16 protein-coding genes and 1 pseudogene are annotated in these 20,982 nt (G+C 40.4%); 7 read left to right on the forward strand and 10 right to left on the reverse strand.

Annotation, left to right across the window (positions count from 1 at the left end; all coding sequences use genetic code 11):
- Positions 1 to 173: 173 nt before the first annotated feature.
- The 6 genes from VSA01S_RS08115 to VSA01S_RS08140 form a co-directional block, all read right to left on the reverse strand.
- Positions 174 to 995, reverse strand: a complete 822-nt coding sequence (locus VSA01S_RS08115; protein WP_039982611.1) for a helix-turn-helix domain-containing protein — start codon at positions 993 to 995, stop codon at positions 174 to 176.
- Positions 996 to 1,547: 552 nt separating this feature from the next.
- Positions 1,548 to 1,901, reverse strand: a complete 354-nt coding sequence (rplT, locus tag VSA01S_RS08120; protein WP_009841742.1) for a 50S ribosomal protein L20 — start codon at positions 1,899 to 1,901, stop codon at positions 1,548 to 1,550.
- Positions 1,902 to 1,941: 40 nt separating this feature from the next.
- Positions 1,942 to 2,136: a 50S ribosomal protein L35 gene (rpmI, locus tag VSA01S_RS08125; protein ID WP_019275792.1), complete on the reverse strand. Its 195-nt coding sequence runs from the start codon at positions 2,134 to 2,136 to the stop codon at positions 1,942 to 1,944.
- Positions 2,137 to 2,260: 124 nt separating this feature from the next.
- The gene (infC, locus tag VSA01S_RS08130; RefSeq protein WP_081638533.1) at positions 2,261 to 2,812 is read right to left on the reverse strand and encodes a translation initiation factor IF-3; all 552 of its coding nucleotides are present in this window, start codon (positions 2,810 to 2,812) and stop codon (positions 2,261 to 2,263) included.
- A gap of 3 nt (positions 2,813 to 2,815) precedes the next feature.
- Positions 2,816 to 4,744 (reverse strand): threonine--tRNA ligase, encoded by a 1,929-nt coding sequence (thrS, locus tag VSA01S_RS08135; protein WP_039982608.1) that lies wholly within the window; start codon positions 4,742 to 4,744, stop codon positions 2,816 to 2,818.
- Between the two features lie 507 nt (positions 4,745 to 5,251).
- Positions 5,252 to 7,174: a hypothetical protein gene (locus tag VSA01S_RS08140; protein WP_039982607.1), complete on the reverse strand. Its 1,923-nt coding sequence runs from the start codon at positions 7,172 to 7,174 to the stop codon at positions 5,252 to 5,254.
- Between the two features lie 210 nt (positions 7,175 to 7,384).
- On the opposite strand from VSA01S_RS08140, the pseudogene VSA01S_RS08145 reads away from it, so the two are divergent.
- The 3 genes and pseudogenes from VSA01S_RS08145 to VSA01S_RS08155 all read left to right on the forward strand — a co-directional run.
- Positions 7,385 to 7,465 (forward strand): annotated as a pseudogene (locus VSA01S_RS08145) (IS6 family transposase); the annotation flags it as partial.
- A gap of 217 nt (positions 7,466 to 7,682) precedes the next feature.
- Complete coding sequence (locus VSA01S_RS08150; protein WP_050567416.1) at positions 7,683 to 8,423, forward strand: hypothetical protein; 741 nt, start codon at positions 7,683 to 7,685, stop codon at positions 8,421 to 8,423.
- A gap of 14 nt (positions 8,424 to 8,437) precedes the next feature.
- Positions 8,438 to 8,911: a type III secretion system chaperone family protein gene (locus tag VSA01S_RS08155; RefSeq protein ID WP_039982606.1), complete on the forward strand. Its 474-nt coding sequence runs from the start codon at positions 8,438 to 8,440 to the stop codon at positions 8,909 to 8,911.
- Positions 8,912 to 9,279: 368 nt separating this feature from the next.
- On the opposite strand, the gene VSA01S_RS08160 is transcribed toward VSA01S_RS08155, so the two are convergent.
- Positions 9,280 to 10,023, reverse strand: a complete 744-nt coding sequence (locus VSA01S_RS08160) for a sporulation protein (RefSeq protein ID WP_039982641.1) — start codon at positions 10,021 to 10,023, stop codon at positions 9,280 to 9,282.
- A gap of 267 nt (positions 10,024 to 10,290) precedes the next feature.
- On the opposite strand from VSA01S_RS08160, the gene hutI reads away from it, so the two are divergent.
- The 4 genes from hutI (at position 10,291) to hutH (ending at position 15,970) form a co-directional block, all read left to right on the forward strand.
- The gene (hutI, locus tag VSA01S_RS08165) at positions 10,291 to 11,538 is read left to right on the forward strand and encodes an imidazolonepropionase (protein ID WP_039982605.1); all 1,248 of its coding nucleotides are present in this window, start codon (positions 10,291 to 10,293) and stop codon (positions 11,536 to 11,538) included.
- A gap of 4 nt (positions 11,539 to 11,542) precedes the next feature.
- Entirely contained in the window at positions 11,543 to 12,562 is a 1,020-nt protein-coding gene (hutG, locus tag VSA01S_RS08170) for a formimidoylglutamase (RefSeq protein ID WP_039982604.1), read from the forward strand.
- A gap of 71 nt (positions 12,563 to 12,633) precedes the next feature.
- Positions 12,634 to 14,343 carry a urocanate hydratase gene (hutU, locus tag VSA01S_RS08175; RefSeq protein ID WP_039982603.1) on the forward strand — a complete coding sequence of 570 codons (1,710 nt, stop codon included), beginning with the start codon at positions 12,634 to 12,636 and terminating at the stop codon, positions 14,341 to 14,343.
- A 67-nt stretch (positions 14,344 to 14,410) separates the two neighbouring features.
- A complete protein-coding gene (gene hutH / locus VSA01S_RS08180; RefSeq protein WP_039982601.1) occupies positions 14,411 to 15,970 on the forward strand; it encodes a histidine ammonia-lyase in 1,560 nt (519 codons plus the stop codon).
- Between the two features lie 190 nt (positions 15,971 to 16,160).
- Here the strand turns inward: hutH and VSA01S_RS08185 are convergent, their stop codons facing one another.
- The 3 genes from VSA01S_RS08185 to VSA01S_RS08195 all read right to left on the reverse strand — a co-directional run bounded on the left by VSA01S_RS08185 (position 16,161) and on the right by VSA01S_RS08195 (position 20,931).
- A complete protein-coding gene (locus tag VSA01S_RS08185; RefSeq protein ID WP_039982600.1) occupies positions 16,161 to 17,771 on the reverse strand; it encodes a type III secretion system effector protein in 1,611 nt (536 codons plus the stop codon).
- A complete protein-coding gene (locus tag VSA01S_RS08190; RefSeq protein ID WP_039982598.1) occupies positions 17,764 to 20,082 on the reverse strand; it encodes a hypothetical protein in 2,319 nt (772 codons plus the stop codon). The genes VSA01S_RS08185 and VSA01S_RS08190 overlap by 8 nt, the downstream gene beginning before the upstream one ends.
- A 102-nt stretch (positions 20,083 to 20,184) precedes the next feature.
- Complete coding sequence (locus tag VSA01S_RS08195; RefSeq protein ID WP_147052689.1) at positions 20,185 to 20,931, reverse strand: ADP-ribosyltransferase; 747 nt, start codon at positions 20,929 to 20,931, stop codon at positions 20,185 to 20,187.
- Positions 20,932 to 20,982 lie beyond the last annotated feature (51 nt).

A 20,982-nucleotide genomic window follows, 5' to 3' on the forward strand; every position in this document is an offset into this window, starting at 1 on the left:
ACATAGTAGCCAAACCTGCCAACAAAGCCAAATTGAATTGCGAAAACTAACGGTTATTGAGTAAAAAGAATGCAGAATTTGCTCCTTTATCATTTGAATCTCTTTAAATTATCAAAAGGAACAACAGCCAGTAAAATAATCCACGTGATTATAAGTCCTAAGAGTTGGCTCAATTAGAGGCTCAACTTACTATTTTGCACCAGCTTTTCTCGAGAAGAAGCCATAAATTCGCAAAATTCAGTCATAAAGTCAGCGTTGGTGTTTTTTATCCCGTTTGAAAACGTTATGGGCTCATGAGGACTAACCAACATAAAGATATTGGCAAACTGAGTGGCATCCATCTCTTCTGCTGATATATTTTCGGTGTGATAGTTGAGTATTTCTTGCGAAAACTGTTTTTCCAGGCTCAACAATTGATCTTCGGTGACCTTCATACGTGACAAAACAACACGAGCGCTTTTATCTTGATTTAAAGCCTGTTCCGTAAGAATTTCAGTATAACGTTGGCTCAGCTGTGAGTTATCCGCATAACGATAGAACAACGACCCTTGTAGAGTAATACTCTCTTTTCCTTCCACTTTAACTAAATCCAACATGCTGAGCGCTTTAAGGTAATCAGCCATGCTACGCTCATTTAAGTGGTATTTATTCATCAGTGTTGAATAGCTATTATTGTCCCGTAGTACTCTTAGCTCTTGATAGAAGTCATATAATTCAGGGTATTGTAAAAAAGCACGATCTTGAGTGTGACTGAAGTAGTTTTGATCTTCGGTAACAAGCTGCGACGCTATCTTCTGCAATTCACTCAGCGAACAATCCACAACACGACAATATTCTAATAGCCTATCGATCGTTAAATTCGTACTGCTCATGTGTCGCTTGAACGTTGATAATGGTGTCCCTACACTCTCCGATATGCTTCGATATGTGAAGCCTTTAGTTTTAATGACTTGCCTCAGCGCTGCCAGTAAATATTCAGGCGTCAATTCTCCCATTTCTCGTCTCCCTAGTTAACATCCTGTGTAACCGAAATACGCCCCTATAACCAAATGTTCTAAACATTCTTCCAAAGAGCAAGTATCTTGATATTAATTGGCTATAAACACATCAAAACCTGCTTCACTTATTTCAGTAAAATTCCATTTCTGATCCACACCTTATCAAGTTAATAATCAAAATGCATATTCACTCACAGCTAAACTAAGGAAAGACGACTTTTATCAGGCTAAAATCAACTCAAACTTTAGTGTTTATAATTACAAGATAATCAACTATCAATGCTTTAGCCCATAATTTAACCTAATTTAAACATCAAACTCTAAATTTAAAAACTGTAAAAATGCTTAAAGATTCACATAATTTGTAAGTCTACCCAACTAGGTTTAAGTAACCTCAAGGTATCTGGAGCGACATACTCAGGTAGACTCGAAAACGAGTCACTGAAGAATGAAAAATGAAAAATGAAAAGTAGAAAATAAATAAGGGAGAAAAGAAAACAAAAAAGGAGAGCATATGCCCTCCTTTTCTTAACCTAAAACTGCTTTAAATTAAAGAGCAGCTTTCGCTTTTTCAACTAGTACAGCAAATGCTGATTTGTCGAATACTGCGATGTCGGCTAGGATCTTACGATCGATCTCGATAGATGCTTTCTTAAGACCGTTGATGAAACGGCTGTAAGATAGACCATTTTGACGAGATGCTGCGTTGATACGTGCAATCCAAAGTTGACGGAATTGACGTTTCTTAGCGCGACGGTCACGGTAAGCGTATTGACCAGCTTTAGTAACTGCTTGGAAAGCTACGCGGTAAACACGTGAACGTGCTCCGTAGTAACCTTTAGCTTGTTTTAGAACTTTCTTATGACGTGCACGAGCTTGTACACCACGTTTTACGCGAGGCATTATGCTTCTCCTAAACTAAACGATTGATAACTAAAAAGAATTAAGCGTATGGCATCATACGAACAACTGCAGCCACTTCACACTTAGGAAGGATTGCATTTGGACGAAGCTGACGCTTGTTCTTAGTAGTACGCTTAGTCAAGATGTGACGTTTTGTAGCGTGCTTGAACTTAATACCACCAGCAGTTTTCTTGAAACGCTTAGCAGCACCTTTGTTGGTTTTCATCTTAGGCATGATGAATAACTCCGCATTGTAGTAGTTTAATAAACAATGTAATTAGGGCGAATAAGGACCGAGCCACTATACCTTTTATTAGAAAGGAAGGCGGCTAGGTCTTAATTACTTGATGAGCCGTTAATTACTTCTTTTTAGGGGCCAACACCATGATCATCTGGCGACCTTCAATTCTGCTTGGGAAAGATTCTACTACGGCAAAATCTACAGTATCTTCTTTCAAGCGATTTAGAACGTCAACACCGATGTCTTGGTGAGCCATTTCACGGCCACGGAAGCGAATTGTTACCTTCACTTTGTTACCGTCTTCTAGGAAACGCGTCAGGTTGCGTAGTTTTACCTGATAGTCTCCAATATCAGTTCCAGGACGGAATTTTATTTCCTTGATCTGAACCTGCTTTTGCTTCTTCTTCTGCTCTTTAGCAGACTTGCTCTTCTCGAAGAGGAATTTGCCGTAGTCCATCACACGACAGACCGGCGGCTCAGCGTTAGGACTGATTTCCACAAGATCCATGCCTGCTTCTTCAGCAGCTGCGATCGCCTCTTGAATCGATACAACACCAACGGATTCTCCATCAGCGCCTGTTAGTCGAACTTCACGAACGCCACGAATTTCACCGTTTATACGGTGTGGGTTTTGTTTTACCGGCTGTTGGCCGCGTCTTCCGCCTTTAATAGCTTATTCCTCCAGATTGAGCTTACGGCTTGAGATCTCGTCTTGGATGTATGAGATAAAATCATCCACTTTAAACTTGCCAAGATCTTTACCTTTGCGAGTACGAACTGCAATTTCGCCAGCTTCCATTTCTTGGTCACCAACGACAAGCATATATGGTACACGCTTCAAAGTGTGTTCGCGGATTTTAAAGCCAATCTTCTCATTTCTCAAGTCCGCTTTTGCTCTAATTCCACTTTTTTGTAGTTTTTGTACAACTTCTTGAACATAATCTGACTGTTTATCAGTAATATTCATAAGAACAGCTTGCTCTGGCGCCAACCAAGTTGGGAAGAAACCAGCATATTCTTCAATTAGGATACCAATGAAACGCTCTAGCGAACCAAGAATTGCTCGGTGAATCATCACCGGAACAAGACGTTCATTGTTTTCACCTACGTAAGTCGCACCTAAACGATTCGGTAGATTGAAGTCTAACTGAACTGTACCGCACTGCCAAGCACGATCTAAGCAATCGTACAAAGTAAATTCAATTTTAGGTCCATAGAATGCGCCCTCACCTTCTTGAATCTCGTATGGGATTTCCATCGCTTCAAGAGATTGCTTGAGTGCTTCTTCAGATTGATCCCAGATTTCATCTGAACCAACACGTTTTTCAGGACGAGTCGACAGCTTAACAACGATGTTATCAAAACCAAACGTTTGATATGTATCGTATACCATCTTGATACAGCTCGTGACTTCTTCTTGAATTTGGCTCTCAGTACAGAAAATATGAGCATCATCCTGAGTAAAGCCACGCACACGCATAATGCCGTGCAATGCGCCTGATGGTTCGTTACGGTGACATGAGCCAAACTCTGCCATACGTAGCGGTAGATCACGGTATGATTTTAGACCTTGGTTAAAGATCTGTACGTGACCTGGGCAGTTCATTGGCTTCAATGCATATTCACGGTTCTCTGAAGAGGTTGTGAACATGGCATCTGCGTATTTGTCCCAGTGACCAGAACGTTCCCAAAGAACACGATCCATAATAAGTGGACCTTTTACCTCTTGGTAACCATATTCATCTAGCTTAGAACGCACAAACATTTCAAGGTCGCGGAAGATAGACCAACCATTATGATGCCAGAAAACCATACCTGGTGCTTCTTGCTGCATATGGAATAAATCTAACTGCTTGCCTAGTTTACGGTGGTCACGCTTCGCGGCTTCTTCAAGACGAGTCAGGTGCGCTTTTAGTGCTTTCTTATCGTGGAAAGCTGTACCGTAGATACGTTGCAGCATTTTATTATCGCTGTTACCACGCCAGTAAGCCCCAGCCACATTCATTAGAGTGAAATGCTGACAAAAACCCATGTTTGGTACATGTGGACCACGACACATGTCGATGTATTCTTCGTGATGATACAGACCAGGGCGATCGTCACGGGAAACATTTTCGTCAAGAATTTCTACTTTATAAGGTTCACCACGCGATTCAAAGGTATCGCGTGCTTCCTGCCAGCTCACTTTTTTCTTAACAACTTCGTACTTAGTTTTCGCAAGCTCTTTCATGCGCTTTTCAATCTTTTCAAGATCGTCTTGCGTAAGAGACTCGTCGAGATCGATGTCGTAGTAAAAACCATTGTCGATGGTTGGACCGATCGCCATTTTAGCTTGAGGGTACAACTGCTTAAGAGCGTGACCAAGAAGGTGGGCACAAGAGTGACGAACAATTTCTAGACCGTCTACTTCATCTTTTACAGTGATGATTTCTAGGCTTGCATCTTCTTCAATAAGATCACATGCATCAACACGGTTACCGTTAACACGACCAGCAATCGTTGCTTTCGCAAGACCAGGACCGATCGATTGCGCAACTTCCATTGTTGAAACTGAGTTGTCGAATTGACGCTGACTGCCGTCAGGAAGAGTAATAATAGGCATGCTATGTCCTTTACAGTGGTGTTGCACACCAAGCAACACATGAAAGTAAATTAATATATTAATTTCAATGAGTTAAGAAACCCATGAGAGAGATATACGTAAAAAATGGTACAAATTTGGTACAAATACAGATGCACACTTATTTATCCCAAATGCATTGTAACGCATTAACATGAAATGACAATAATGGATTGAGTACGAAGCCGAGGAGTTACTTCCCTTTCAAAGGGTATTCTATTTTATGAACGTTGGCTATCAGGGTCTTTACACTCTTTACAGCTAACATAAACCTAACTTGAAAGCTCTGAAACTCTTAGAATGTTATCGATATATGTTTAATAAATTCGAAAACGTAGCGGAAAACTCTGAAACATGCGACACAGGTGTGCCGCATCTTTTCTTTAATAAGCAGACTTACTTATTTGTAGAACTATGTTATCTTTTCAAAGTCAACTTTAACCTATGTTTGGCAAAGAAATATTGATCATAACTTCTCGTAGATTAACTCTAAGGTATAATATCAGTCTTCTCACTACCAGGTTTTAAAGTGAGTTTGACACATATATGTTGATCATGATTTGCTGAACGAATGATTTTATGAAAACCATTGTTCCCACAACTATCCCCATACTTACCATACTCTGCAGAGTTTACATCCATTTGCTCTTGCGTTGGGGCAAATATATCATCATTAGCGTCATAATACTTATCGTCACCACTAGTATCGTCCGCCTCATAGATTGAACCTAAAAGAGGAAATGCCTGAGATGGGGTCCAATCTTTAGGACCAGTGAATTTTATCTTCGTTTTATAGGTATAAAACGAGCGATCATTGACAAAATACATATCGCTAGAAGAGGCACTACGGTAATCATCTCTGAATAGAGCCTGATGTCTCCCGTCAGGTAATTCAAAGTAAGCATAGCCATACGGCTCTGCGTCATCACCTCCATCCCCAAGAACAAAATAGTATTGAGCATCAAGTTCCCATGGGTAGTTTTCCGGTTTATCATCAGGTTGATGAAGTTTTGACTCGGTGAGTTTTATTTCAACCTCAGATCTATCGTTCTTCCCACAACCAGTGAAACCTTGCTGATCTAAAGAGTTAAAATCTAGAGCTTCAAACCCAAACCCGTAACCTCTTGATAAACAATCATCTAAATTCAAATTATCATCTTTTTCCCAAACGTTTGAGAATACAACCATCTGTTCAGGATAACCATCAAACATATCAGAAACCAAATGGCTATAACCGGCAAACCAATGAAGTTTATTTTTTTCATAGTGACGCCTTAAATCACCGTTTTCAGTGAACTGTTGATCAAAAATTTGAATAGGTTCGACATCTACAAGGTCAAATGGTAATTGGGTATTCTTTATGATGTCTGGCATTGTTTCTAATGCATCATTAATTGCTTCAGAAACTCCTGGCGTGTCTGAATACTTATCTGCAAAATACTGAGCAGCATCAGCTATTGAAATAACGTGGGCTGAAGGAAGTACATACATTTGACCATAAGGTTCAATCCTAGAAACTTCTCCATTGTTAATAAATTGATAGTTACCTTTAATAGATCGATGTACCTGTTTGGAATTCTTTTGCTGGGAATCGCTTATGAGTGCAACAGATGGGTTCGTTACCCATACACCACTTGCATCACGGATAAGATTAATAACTACAGGGAGCATTGCTACAATTTCCCCCATCGACTGGTCAGGATCGAGATTTAGCTCAGAGACCCTATCAATAAGATCTTGAATCGTATTGATTGTTCGGTGGTCACCTGATACTAATTTTGTTGCAGGAGTTATAATAGGGGGCAAATCTTGCAACACATCGGGCATTTGCTCATTCACCCCTACTTGAGAAAGGTTAAACACCTGTTTACCACTACAAACCGTATCACCGTGTTTAACGATATTACAAGAAACCGTTAAGTTTTGAAGATCAAGACTCCCTTTGGCTTCAAATTCAACATTGTAGAGGTACTGTTGAAGGAAAGACACACTTTCTGCAGCAGAATCGTAAACAGTACTTGAATCCCATAGCACTATCTCTTTTTCCGCCACTACATTCTCATCTGGCAAAACAATCTTTATTGAACCTTGAAGTTCTGCACGGGCCATAATGTCATTGGTACTTATAAACAATTCATTTAGGTCTTTTAAATTATTAAATTTATCAATAATGTCAATCAGACCACCAACATTCAAGTGCAAAGAATCATATTCAGCAAAATTAAGGATACCAGTAAATCGGTAACGTCGAACTTCATCACTTTTGATATTCTTAACACTTTGAAGTTGTTGAGCATGCGCACTGTATACAGATAACTCTTGTTTAAATAAATCTGATGCCTCTGCAGCATAGACAGAGTTCAGACTTGGACAGAGAAGAAATAGCATTTGTAAAGTTTTGTTAAGCTTCATATAAAACAACCTTTTTTTTGTTAATGAAATTACACCTTATTGAATATTTTATTTTTTGTTGAGTTGATTTATAAAGAGTTGAGAATAGAAGTTTAAATATTTTTTTTAATTACAGAATTATTACATTTTGTCGACACACTGTTGTTTTTTTCACCAAGAAAAAATTACCCCTTAATGTAACTTTAAAGGGGGGTATTGCAATAACCATATGAAGTTCTGAATGTCTTCTTCTCCCATTAACGCAACAAAGAAGCCGCTTATCAATTTCTAAAACGCTGCTTACGCCCCTATTAAAAATTTTATCGAAGCCCCTATTTCCCCTGGAACTTAGATAACGATTCAATCATCGACATTAATGACCTGCTGAGTTTTGAGCATATACATTATATTGATATTTCTTCCTCTTTTATCGATTCTAAAATAGATCGGCCATTACTGATAACAATCGCTTTAATTTGTGGCTAAGGTACGTGCAAATGAAGTTAACCTTGCAGTAAGGAAGAATTAAATGTCGATTAGTAGTATTAACCCCGCAATTACAAATGCAATTAGAAATGAAATTAGCAATAAATTACAATCTGATAAAGTAAATTCGGGTGAAGAACAGAGATTCCCCCTTAACTTAGGTACAGGTAAAGATTACACCATTACCGTGGATAGAAGTGGGCAAGTTTCTGCAACTCGGGATTTAGGAGATTTATCAGGGCTAAAACGAATTATGAACGCTGTATCTGATTTTTTCAGCAGAGTTATCAACAATAATGAGAGCGCTCAGATAAAAACAGAAGTGCAAAAACAAATAAAGGACATCACTGTACAACAAATAAAGGACATCACTGTACAACAGGACATCACTGTACAAAACTTAGTGAAAGTAGCCTTTAACCAAACAGCTGGTGATTTTAAGAATGCCACCCAATTTTTAAAACCTGACACTGATCCTTCGACAGCAACATTCGACGATGTCACGGATGCCAACAAGAAACGTTTAGGCCTAGAAAATATGGATAGTGGAACACTAGAGTTCATTTACCAAAATTTCTCTAGCTTTATCATGGGTAAAGATGCCATTTTTAGTCGTCTGACCGATGAGTTTTTACAGCAAGCCCCAGCTTTAGCTGGTGATCCGAAGAAACTGATTGAGCTAAGAAATCAAAATGAAGACCTCAATCATAGAGCGAATGCGGAATTTAACGCTCAGTTCATAGCGCCATATAATCAACAAAAGAACCAAGGTTTACAGGACTAACAGGAATAATTAGCGTGGATATATATCAAAAAATACTCGCTGAATTGGCCGTTGAACAGCTGAGTTTTGATGAGAACCAAGTCTGCTGCTTTAAAGTTCATTCAGCAGCGAGTCCCGAGGGCTCCCCTTACGTTGTCAATATAGTCGGTAATACCGTCTTACAGGAGTTAGCCTTATCTGTAACGACAACAGTGTCTATCCCGAGTCAGGTTCCTAAGTCGCTTTTCTCGTTGTTTGCGGAGTACGCTATGGGACCTCTTCGCGGTGACCCAGGTATCGGTGTTTTTGCAGGTACTGAACAGGCATCTGTTTTCACCACAATCAGTTTAGCTGATTACCGTTCTGGATTGATTCAAGAAACGTTAGCAGAGTTGCTTGAGAAAGCACATGAATGGGATGAGCTTCTATTAGATAATGAGGCTACTGGACAAGAACAGGAAATAACGCCTGCTACTCAGTCTTTCAGCTCAAGTAATATTAGAGTTTGAGTTACTAGTTAATTTATGCTCTATTTTTAATTTGAGTTACTAGTTAATTTATGCTCTATTTTTAAATAGTTAGATTGATGTTAATAAACCAATCCACTTTGCCAAAAGGCAATGTGGATCCCTCGGGCGGCTGACTTCTAATTCGTGATTTTTACGCTTTGGTTTGGGGCACAGCGAAAGAACAACCCGGAAAAATGTGCTTGCTATATTAATAAAAACTTGCTCAAGTAAGATCAGTTGCTTAGTTACCCCCATCACACTAACGAAATCAGCCATACCACGAACAACATAAAATCCATCTGGTAATATCTGATTGTCACCATTTTTGTGACAAGCCCACTTGGCAATGTCGTTCCTATGAAGGTGACTTAAAGAATTAAAATCGGCCTTATCGCTGACGTAATTTGTGCTTCACTTGCATCAAGTGGTAACGAAAATGCACGGTATTGATCACCGGATGTGCTGAAAGAGCGGTCAATCTCCGCTAAACAGTGAACCGTTTGTCCATCTAATATGAATGATAATTCTATTTCCTTTGTGGCAATAAAACCACGATTACGAAACTCTAACTCTTGGTAAATACCAGAGCGAGAGGCAAATTGATCGCCTCGCAAGAAACCTTTCTCGACATCCGCTTTAACCATATTAAAATCCGCTTGTTCAATCGCATTGATAACTCTTGCGACAACCGGTAATGGTTTGACTTCAATATAATCTCGATCACGAGGATCCATCGCGAAACTGATGTCTAACGTCGTTTCAACCCAAACATGGCACTGATTTTTTGCTGCATTGACCGCGGTGATTGGTGTTTCATCATGAAGATTAAGTTCAAAAGGTATCTGCTTTTCTTCGTTTGGCTGAATCACAAAAGGCTCGACAGCTTTTAATTGGTCAATCGTGAAGGTTTCGTACGACACACTGTCATCTGTCTCCACTTTCATCTCTGTATTGAGGTTCAGAGTAATCGCGTCGACCTGCTGCTCTACATCTCCGCCCTTGATTTGAATTGTACCGCGTAATGTTGAGCCTTGATAAACGCTCATTTCTTCCAAAACCGTATCAACTTTTGCAGCACCGATACCTAGTGAGGCTTTTAATTTTTTTAGCATATAACCCTTCTGTGACGACTGAATTCGTGTGAAGTTATTATTTGAACACATCATTCGTTTTTCCATGGTATGTTCCCCGAGTATGACCTCTCATTGGCTAGGCTCAAGTGTCTGTTTACACGTCAAATTCCGGCGGTGCAAGTGATAGATTTAAAGAATGTGGTTTGATCCCAAATCCTAACGCACAAAATCTACCCACTGGTTTGCAATTTGCTCAAAGCTTGCTCAATATCTAATCTCAACGGCAGATACATTGAGAAAGATTTCATGGATTTACTCATCGAAAATGCTCATCTGGTCACCATGCAAAACGGCATTCAAGGATACGAAGCCATTAAATGTGGTCGCCTATCAATTAAATCAGGAAAAATTGCAGCGGTAAGCTCTAAACCTTTTGGTGAGGATACCCCAGATGTTGAAGCACTTTTAGAGCCTAGCCAATTTTGTCAGACGTTAGATTTGCAAGGCAAACTTGTCACCCCCGGCCTTATTGATTGCCATACTCACCTGATCTATGCCGGCAATCGTGCTCATGAGTTTGAAATGCGCTTAAAGGGCAGCTCCTATCAAGAGATTGCCCGTCAAGGAGGAGGGATTCTTTCCACTGTAAGGGACACTCGCCGAGCATCACAGGAACAACTCGTTGAAATAGCGCTTCCAAGGCTGGATGGCCTATTGGCGAGTGGCGTCACCTCAGTAGAAATAAAGTCGGGCTACGGGCTAACACTAAAAGACGAAATCAAAATGTTGCGCGCAGCAAAAGCGTTAGAAAACGAACGAAGAGTCAAAGTCTCCCCGACTTTACTTGCTGCCCACGCATTACCTCCAGAATATCAGCACCGTTCGGATGACTATATACAGTACATCTGTCAAGAAATGATTCCTTTAGTCGCAGAAGAAAAACTCGCAACAAGTGTCGATGTTTTTTGTGAATCAATCGGTTTTACGCTCGAGCAAACCGAGCGTATTTTTATCGCGGCCCATAAGCATGGCTTAGGCGTAAAAGGACACAATGAGCAACTTTCTAATATGGGCGGGGCGGCCCTGACAGCCAAATATAACGGTCTATCCGCCGACCATATCGAATACCTTGATGAGCAAGGCGTCTTAGCTCTCGCCCACTCTTCTACCGTAGCGACCTTATTACCTGGTGCCTTTTATTACCTAAATGAAATCCAGAAGCCTCCGATTGCGCTATTAAGGGAACATCAGGTGCCAATCGCAATTGCAACCGATCACAACCCCGGAACCTCTCCTTTTGCCGATTTAACTTTAATGATGAATATGGCTTGTACTCTGTTCCATTTAACGCCAGAAGAAGCATTACGAGGGGTTACTCAACATGCGGCAAAAGCTCTCGGTTTTGAAACGAAAAGAGGAAAAATTGAAGCTGGTTTTGAGGCTGATTTAACCCTATGGGATATCTCTCACCCCGCAGATTTAAGTTACCAATTTGGACCAAAACGCCTTATCGGTCGTATTGTTGATGGTGAGTACACGTTACACAGGGAGTAACTGCATGGTAGATAATATTCAACTATCCTCAGGTTTTCATTGGCAAGGTCGGTGCGATACAGAAGACGGCGCTTTGGGGCAACGTATTCACAATGTGATTACGAATACCGAGGTAAATAAGTTAAAGGAGTCTCCCTCTGGTATTTCAATCCTTGGCTTCGCTACCGATGCTGGCGTCGCAAGAAATAAAGGCCGAATTGGGGCAAAAAAGTCGCCCGACTTAATTCGCAGGGCCCTTGCCAATCTTGCTTGGCATAAGGATGCACCACTCTACGATCTTGGAACTCTTACCTGTGAAGATGATCTATTAGAGACCAGTCAAGCTCAGTGTGCGGAGATGATTGCTTCTGCCCTGCCATTTTCTCCTGTCATCGTGTTGGGTGGTGGTCATGAAATAGCCTGGAGCTCATTTAGTGGCCTAGCTCAATTTGTTAAATCTACTTTCCACTCTAAATCCGTTACTCAGCCACCTCGAATTGGGATCATTAATTTTGATGCCCACTTTGATCTACGTGCATACCAAAACCCTTTAAATGACGTGAGGCCCAGTTCTGGTACCCCCTTTCTTCAGATTCATGATTTTTGCCAGCAAAACCAATGGCCTTTCCATTATGCTTGTCTCGGCGTTAGCCGCAGCAGCAATACTCAGGCGTTATACCAAAGAGCGAACGAACTGGGCGTTTGGTATGTTGAAGATGCCTTATTAGGGGCACATATTGATCAAAACCATGTAGAACACTTAGAGCAATTACAACAGTTTATTGGGCACTGTGACTACCTTTACCTAACGATTGATTTAGACGTTTTTCCGGCTTCTCAAGCACCAGGGGTCAGTGCTCCCTCTTCCAGAGGCGTAAGCTATGACACATTAGCGCCATTTCTCGATATTGTTCTACACAACAAAGAAAAACTGCTATTAGCCGATATCGCAGAATATAACCCGACCTACGACGTTGATAGCCAAACGGCACGCCTTGCTGCACGCTTATGCTGGGCAATTGCCGATGCGATGGCTGAGAGTTAGCCACAAAGCAAAGTATCACCGTGACAAGCCAATAACATTCAAAGACACACAATAATGAAAGGACGCATGACATGACCAAAAAACCACATCCTGATCGTCGTTTTGATCCTACCAGAACCATTCGAGCACCCAGAGGAACATCGCTTCGTGCCAAATCATGGATGACTGAAGCCCCTCTCCGAATGCTTATGAATAACCTTGATCCTGATGTCGCAGAACACCCTCATGCCTTAGTGGTTTATGGCGGGATCGGTCGAGCGGCTCGTGATTGGCAGTGCTACGATAAAATCGTTGAGGTTTTAGAACGTCTCGAAGAGGATCAAACCCTTCTGATTCAATCTGGTAAGCCCGTCGGCGTGTTTCCTACTCATCCCAATGCTCCACGCGTTCTCATTGCGAACTCGAATCTTGTCCCACATTGGGCTAATTGGGAGCAATTCAACGAACTCGATAAACAAGGTTTGATGATGTACGGGCAAATGACCGCTGGCAGTTGGATCTACATAGGATCACAAGGCATTGTTCAAGGGACTTATGAGACTTTTGTTGCGGTCGCAAAGCAACATTTTAATGGGAACGCAGCCAACCGTTGGATTCTTACTGGTGGACTTGGCGGTATGGGAGGAGCGCAACCTCTCGCCGCGACAATGGCCGGTTTTTCCATGATTGCAGTTGAGTGTGACCAGTCACGTATCGATTATCGCCTACGTACGGGCTATGTTGACAAGAAAGCGACGTCTTTGGATGAAGCGTTAGCGATGATAAAAGATTCGAGCGCACCCATTTCTGTCGGTCTTCTAGGCAATACCGCCGATATCTTTCCTGAACTTGTTGAGCGTAACATCACACCAGACGTAGTCACAGACCAGACCTCAGCACACGACCCGCTCAACGGTTATCTACCTCAGGGCTGGAGTATGGCTCATGCAGCAGAAATGCGATTGCAAAACGAAGCAGATGTGGTCAAAACAGCAAAACAATCGATGGCCATTCAAGTCAAAGCTATGCTCGAGCTACAAAAACGCGGTGCTGCAACGCTAGACTATGGTAATAACATTCGACAAATGGCGCTGGAGGAAGGCATTAAAGATGCGTTTGACTTCCCTGGTTTCGTACCTGCTTACATTCGTCCACTATTTTGTGAAGGTATTGGCCCTTTCCGCTGGGCTGCACTGTCGGGCGATCCAGAAGATATTTACAAAACCGATGAGAAAGTAAAAGCGCTGATCCCAGATAACCCTCACCTACACAACTGGCTAGATATGGCTCGCGAACGCATTCAATTTCAAGGGCTGCCTGCTCGTATCTGTTGGGTTGGTTTAAAAGATCGTCAAAGACTTGGTCTGGCATTTAATGAAATGGTCAAAAATGGCGAGCTAAAAGCGCCTATCGTCATTGGCCGCGATCATTTGGATTCAGGCTCAGTTGCAAGTCCAAACCGTGAAACTGAAGGTATGCTCGATGGTTCTGATGCCGTGTCGGATTGGCCGCTCTTAAACGCGCTACTCAACACAGCAGGCGGAGCCACTTGGGTGTCTTTGCATCACGGCGGTGGTGTTGGCATGGGGTTCTCTCAACACTCAGGCATGGTGATTTGCTGTGATGGCAGTGATGATGCTGCGCTGAGAATTTCTCGCGTTTTACACAATGACCCTGCGACTGGAGTCATGCGCCACGCCGATGCCGGATACGACATCGCTAAGCAATGTGCTGAAGAGCAAAATTTGGATTTACCGATGCTGCATGCAGAGCGTCACAACAACAGCTCATCAAACCAGTAAATAACATAAAAAATAAAATAAGAAATAAGAAATAAGAAATAAGAAATAAGAAATAAGGATAGTTTAGATGCTGAGTTTAACACTCTCACCAGGAACGCTTTGCTTAAACACATTACGTCAAGCCAGCCGAGGTTCAATAACACTCGCTCTTGATCCCAAAGCCATTCCCGATATTAACACCAGTACTCAGGTGGTTGAGAACGTCATTTCAGACAATAAAACCGTTTACGGTATCAATACTGGCTTCGGTCTTCTCGCCAATACTCGTATTGCTGAAGAGGATCTAGAAACCCTCCAGCGTAGCGTTGTTCTGTCTCACGCGGCAGGTATTGGCACTCTCTTGCCTGATCACACTGTACGCCTCATTATGCTGCTGAAAATCAACAGCCTCGCCCGCGGTTTCTCCGGTATACGCTTGCAAGTCATTCAGATGTTAATCGATCTCATCAATGCCCAAGTCTATCCGTGTATCCCACAAAAAGGCTCTGTTGGCGCCTCAGGAGATTTGGCGCCACTTGCACATATGAGTGCTGTTTTGCTTGGAGAAGGTCATGCCAGACATAATGGGGAAATACTCAGTGGCTTGGAGGCACTGAATGTCGCCAAATTAAACCCCATTAAATTGGCTCCCAAAGAAGGGCTGGCATTGCTTAATGGTACACAAGCCTCAACAGCATTAGCCCTAGAAGGTTTATTCTATACCGAAGATCTTTATGCCTCAGCCACTGTGTGTGGTGCGATGTCGGTTGACGCTGCACTTGGTAGTCGGCGACCCTTTCAATCTTGTTTACATGAAGTACGTGGCCACCAAAGCCAGATCGATGCCGCTTGGGCATACCGCCACCTTCTAGAAGATGAAAGTGAGATAGCTCATTCACATCGTCACTGTGAAAAAGTCCAAGACCCTTACTCACTTCGTTGTCAACCTCAGGTTATGGGGGCCTGCTTACAACAAATTCGCAATGCTGCAAGTATCCTTCAGACTGAAGCGAATGCTGTCTCAGATAACCCGCTCGTTTTCGCCTGTGATAATGACATCATATCAGGAGGGAACTTTCACGCTGAACCCGTGGCGATGGCAGCAGACAACCTCGCACTCGCTATTGCCGAAATAGGCAGTTTATCAGAGCGACGAATGGCCCTACTTGTAGACAGCAACTTATCTAAGTTACCGCCTTTTCTGGTTAATGAAGGAGGCGTTAATTCAGGCTTTATGATTGCTCAAGTCACCGCTGCCGCTCTAGCCAGTGAGAATAAAACACTGGCCCACCCAGCTTGTGTAGATAGTTTACCGACCTCTGCAAACCAAGAAGACCATGTATCAATGGCAACATTTGCAGCCCGTCGGCTTATAGAAATGGCTGAAAATACCAGAGGGGTTTTGGCTGTTGAATATTTAGCTGCAGCGCAAGGGCTAGATTTTCGGGCCCCATTAAAATCTAGTCAGCCTATTGAATTGGCGAAAAAAATGCTGCGTGAACAGGTCAAGTTTTATGACAAAGACCGCTATTTTTCCCCCGATATCGATAAAGCGAACAACCTATTAAAGCAAGCACTCCACAATGACTTCATGCCTTCTGGGTTATTACCGAGTTATATGGTATCTAATTATATCAGCGAACATTGATACAAATGAGCTATGCTAGGCAGCTTAATCAAGCTTATACTCAAATGGCCTCATCGGCTTGATTCAGAACAAGGTCACTGAGTTGAATTCAAGAAAGACAACGAATCAGAATAGCGAGCTATTTCGAGAATAACGATGGTCTGACGTAAGAAGTCATCTCAGTGACACGGCCTTTGAACCAACCGGGCTTTTACTGAATACTACAGATGTTAAATCGAGAACGACTGCCCGAGCTCAGCATTTTAACATTATCTTTATCTTGGATATTACGCCAAGCTATACTATCTTCCATTGTTAACGTTGAAGGTTGATAGTCTAAATTAGAATGTCTAGAAACAAGCACCTGCTTAGTTTGATCAATAGATAAATTGTCAACAACTTGAGTTGTAGTTTGACCGTCGGAATAAGCCATTGCCAGTACAGTATCGACATTAACAAGCTCCTGATGAAGAGCCAATTGACCGTTTGGGTTTAATTGAATATTACTATATCCAGATTCACGTGTGCTTTGACCTGATATTGCACTATACAAACGACTTTTAATCCGCGCTTTTTTGGGTGTTTCGATAAGTGCACCATTAGATGAACTGTATGCATTGATCACTTTAATATCATTTTTAGCCGCATATTTTAAAATAGACCGTTGATTCCCTAAACCACGCCTGGTTGCTACGGGAGAATTTTGTAAACTTTGAGACAATCTCTCTTCTGTTGGATCAATAAGCACGATTGCGGTTTTCTTGCCTTCGCTTAAAGAGAGCCCTAAAGCTCGTTTTACTTCTAAATGAGCCTGTTTACCTTCGGTAGTATCGGCAAGCAAATTTAATGTGCTAAATGCTTCTGGTCTCTGCTCGATTGTGTAAGGATGATAAGAATAATGATTAGCTGGCCAGTACATACTTCTTTTAGGAGCACCAAGTTCATCAGCTAAATGAAATTCACTGATTGACTTTTCATTTTTTAGAAATGCCTTTGGTCGATCAACTCCCCTTGACTTCCACCTGTAATGTATTTCTTCTCTATGTGCGATAGCATTCAATCTTATTTTGCTGATTCCTGTTTCAGCATCAAGACCATTTTCTGCATTTTTAAAGTGTTGGATACCCGTCGTTTGATATTCGTATAAAGGAATAGAAAAATCTGTGATCTGTCCTGAATCAGGATGTGGCAGACTAAAGTTCCGACTTCCTTGGGGAACAGCACCTGAAGCAAAATCACGTGCGTGAATCAGTTCATGTCCAAGAGCAACCGCCTGATCAAATGGTATCGATGTACCTGGTATATCAACTAAGTCAGTAGTCGAAAAAAGTACGGTACTAGACACTCCTCTACCATCTTTGATTCTTACACCTAATTGCTCTAACTTAGCTTTTTCAACAAAAGACGAAGGGATAGTTTCAAACAGTTTTCCAGCTTCGTTCGGCGATCTTATTACAGACACCACCATAGCATCATCAGAAACCCCGACAGAGTGCTCGATTAACGGACCTATATGATCATCTGGAGAGCTCACTGGAACATAAATGCCTATTTGGTGGAGTATCTCACGTCCTGTGGCTGATATTTTCAATTTATTGATTAGTAGTTTTATCCTAGCTAAATATGAGTCATCTTTAGTTTGTACATAAAGATTTTTTGACACTTGGTAAAGCTTACCATATTGCGCTGAGTTGTATCCATTAATGACACTAATACCGTCTGGCTCTGAGTAAAATTGCCCGCTAGGTGAACTCATAACCAAAGCACTGAAAAGTGATAAAGGAGTAATAATTAATTGTAATACTCTGCTAACATTAAACACTTTCTAACTCCTCTAAAGTCAATTGTAATTCAATCCACTCTTCCAACTCATACATTAAGATTTCATCTATGTATGGAAACATACTAAGGTCGTTATTTTTAACCATATAACCTAAAAGATTAATAGCAAGTTCAAGATTTCCTTGCTCAAAAGCCTTTGCTATATGGGAAATAACCCTCCAAATAGGGTGCTGATAAAGCTGTAAGGTTTGTTGGTCAAAAGCTTGTGAATGGTTTTCATTTAAGTAATTCAGATTAGTTGCAGAGAGGCTAGAATTAAAAAGGTAAGCTTCGTCAACATAACCAGAATGGTTATTTATTTCAGATTGCTGATGTTGTGCTATTTGTGCATAAATGGCCAAGTCTCCCAGTAAATAGTGTAAATCACTGACAGTACTCGCTTCACTGGCTTTTTCTAGTATGTATTCAATAACAATACGTCTTTTCGCTTGCTTTGTACCACTAATTTCCGGATCAATAATTTTATCAAAAAGATCAACCAAAAAAGGAGAATAGAAGTGCAAATCCTTGGCTGAGTAAAAGCTATTTGTTGGCATTGAATAATAAAGGTCACGAATAAAAGCTAACTGGATTGTTTTTTGAAATGTAGGCTGGATTTCTCTCTGAAACGCTTCATATTGTTTAATTCGATCTAATATACTACCTGATGGACGTTCTGTTAAGAGTAATTCATACCAACGACTTAATTGATACCAATTCTCTCTAGTTTCTTTATTCGAGCTATCTAACCCTTTATTATCCAAGTAATTTATAAGAGGTGTTTGGAAACTAGGAACCTTGGCATCAGATAGCATCTTTACATGAGCGTTAAATATTCTATTTGCTTCTACCCCGGTGACATAATCTATTGCAAGCTTTGTTAGCTGGTCTCTTAATAAATCACCGCTCCAACCTGATGATATTTTTCTTATTATATATTGTTCGACATTAACATGTGGCTTATTGTTAATTACACTCAATAATTCTGGATCTTTCTCAATATGATAAATATCGTATATTGGTCCCGATTCTTTACAACTATTTAATGAGTCAAGAACCCCCCCTGGATAAACGGAAGGCACTCCAAAACAACTTCTTGCAGGTTGAACTAAAAATTTTGCAGTATTAAGCTGTTCTTCTGTTAGATAATCAATATCCCAATTTTCTTTCGCATATTCACGGAGACCACTCATTCGAGCTCTTTCTTGAAGTATAGAGCGATTAAGAGATGTTTTGCTATAAATTATGGAAATATGCTTAAGAGCTCGTTTCTTTATATTTACTATTAGCTGTTGACGATGCTGATTCAAACGCTCAAGTGTAATTAGCACTAGTTGTTTTTTTGCTTGATATATTGACCTATACAGCTCGACAAAGTCATCTGTGAGCAATTTTTCTTGTATATCTCTAATTCTTTCTGGCCCCTCAGAAACAATACAGCTTTTAATATCATCTACTGATATGCGATTACTATAACACAGAGAGATATTTAAGCTTTCCTGTTCTGATATATGACCATAGACTTTTAATAATTCAAGATCCATTCTTGCCATCTGACGAGACAATTGACGATCATAAGCAGCAGCAATTCGTCGGTATTCTGTATCGGAGCTTATCAATAAGTTATCAAGGTAAAGCTTTACTGCTTTAATTACATAATTATCATAGTTTTTTATGAGAATTATTGCGTCTTGTTTACTATGATGAAAACGTGCAAAATCCGAATAATGTTCATTATGAACATAGTGAATTTGTGTTTCAAATTCATGAACTTTCTCTTTAGCTGCAAAATATTTAACATCGTTAGAATATCGATTAATCTCATCTCCGACTAATGGCATAATAGAAAATATCGAAGCTACTTTGTCTAATTGATCTGATGACTCATCGGAGAAAGTCGCTACCATATTATTAACCCAAAAACCAACTGCAACAGCGTCAGCTACAGGACCCAGCACTTCTAGTGTTGTAGAAGATACTTTTCCCAGTCTACTTAATAGCCCTTGCGAGTTGATTGAGCTGTTAAATACTCTAGGTACATTCTCCATTGCATGTGCAGATTGTGGCCAAGCTTGATTAAATAGACTCTGATAAGCATCATGTCCAAGCTCTCCAAATGTACTGCCTAATTGAGGCTCACTACTAAAGTAGGTCGCATTATTTTCAAAATACTCAATTTTATCTATTTTTTGCTGGTTCAGTGGCAATGTATCGACGCTACCATCATTAAAACACATTGAGTAAGACAAAAACGATGTCATAACAGATGACAATATTAATATACCACTCAAATATAAGCTTACACGAATCATTTATTTACTCTTTTATACTATATTTTCATAAGAAATTATAAAACCTATGCAGAATAATTTAACCCTACTATTATATTTACAATTAAAGGATAATTTAAAATATTAAAGACCACATGCCTCTTTTGCTATAATATTCTCTCCTGTGTGCATATCTTTAATTTCTTTATTAATAACTTCCAACTTCGGAACCTCCCGATATATAACAAAGTTACCATCAGGTGTTATATTGATCGCGGTAACTTCAAAAAATGAATTTCGGTTAATTAAAACTTCTAGTTCATCATCTCTTACAGTTGGTAGAACAATGCCATGTTCTCCTGACAGGAGCTCAAACCTTGATATTTGTCCTTTATAAAAAGACTCTACATAGTTTCTTGATATTGAAGTTGATATAAAAGAGCTTGGACTAACTATATCTCCCACTTTTACTTCTGACAAATAAGCATCTAATGCACTCTCACCACGATAAGTAATCCCTTTGTGGGTAAGGCTGTTTTGGAAAGCTGAGTCAATATCACGAATAATGGCTTGTGTTTCTTTATCAGAAGCTCCCGTTCTTAGTGCTTCTCGAGTCGTTTGGTAAGCATAATCTTGATACAACTCTAATGCGTTAACTTCTGGTTCAGATAACCTTTCTAACTGTAAAGCGGCTGCTCTATAGAGCTCAGTTCTTTCCTGATAGAAATACTCAAAGCTATCCATTAAATCTGGTTCTGACATTTCTTTAAGAATTTTTCTTATTTCTGAATTTTTATAATACTTAGTATTATATTTAATTGCTGCATTAAGACTTTCTGAAAAAAAAGCCAATAAAATAATAAAAAACATGGAGATCTTTTTAATTTTCATACTATCATTATTTCGAGGTTAAATGGGATGTATTATCAATTAAAATTAATA

This window comes from Vibrio sagamiensis NBRC 104589 (assembly GCF_007990935.1).
GTDB lineage: Bacteria > Pseudomonadota > Gammaproteobacteria > Enterobacterales > Vibrionaceae > Vibrio > Vibrio sagamiensis.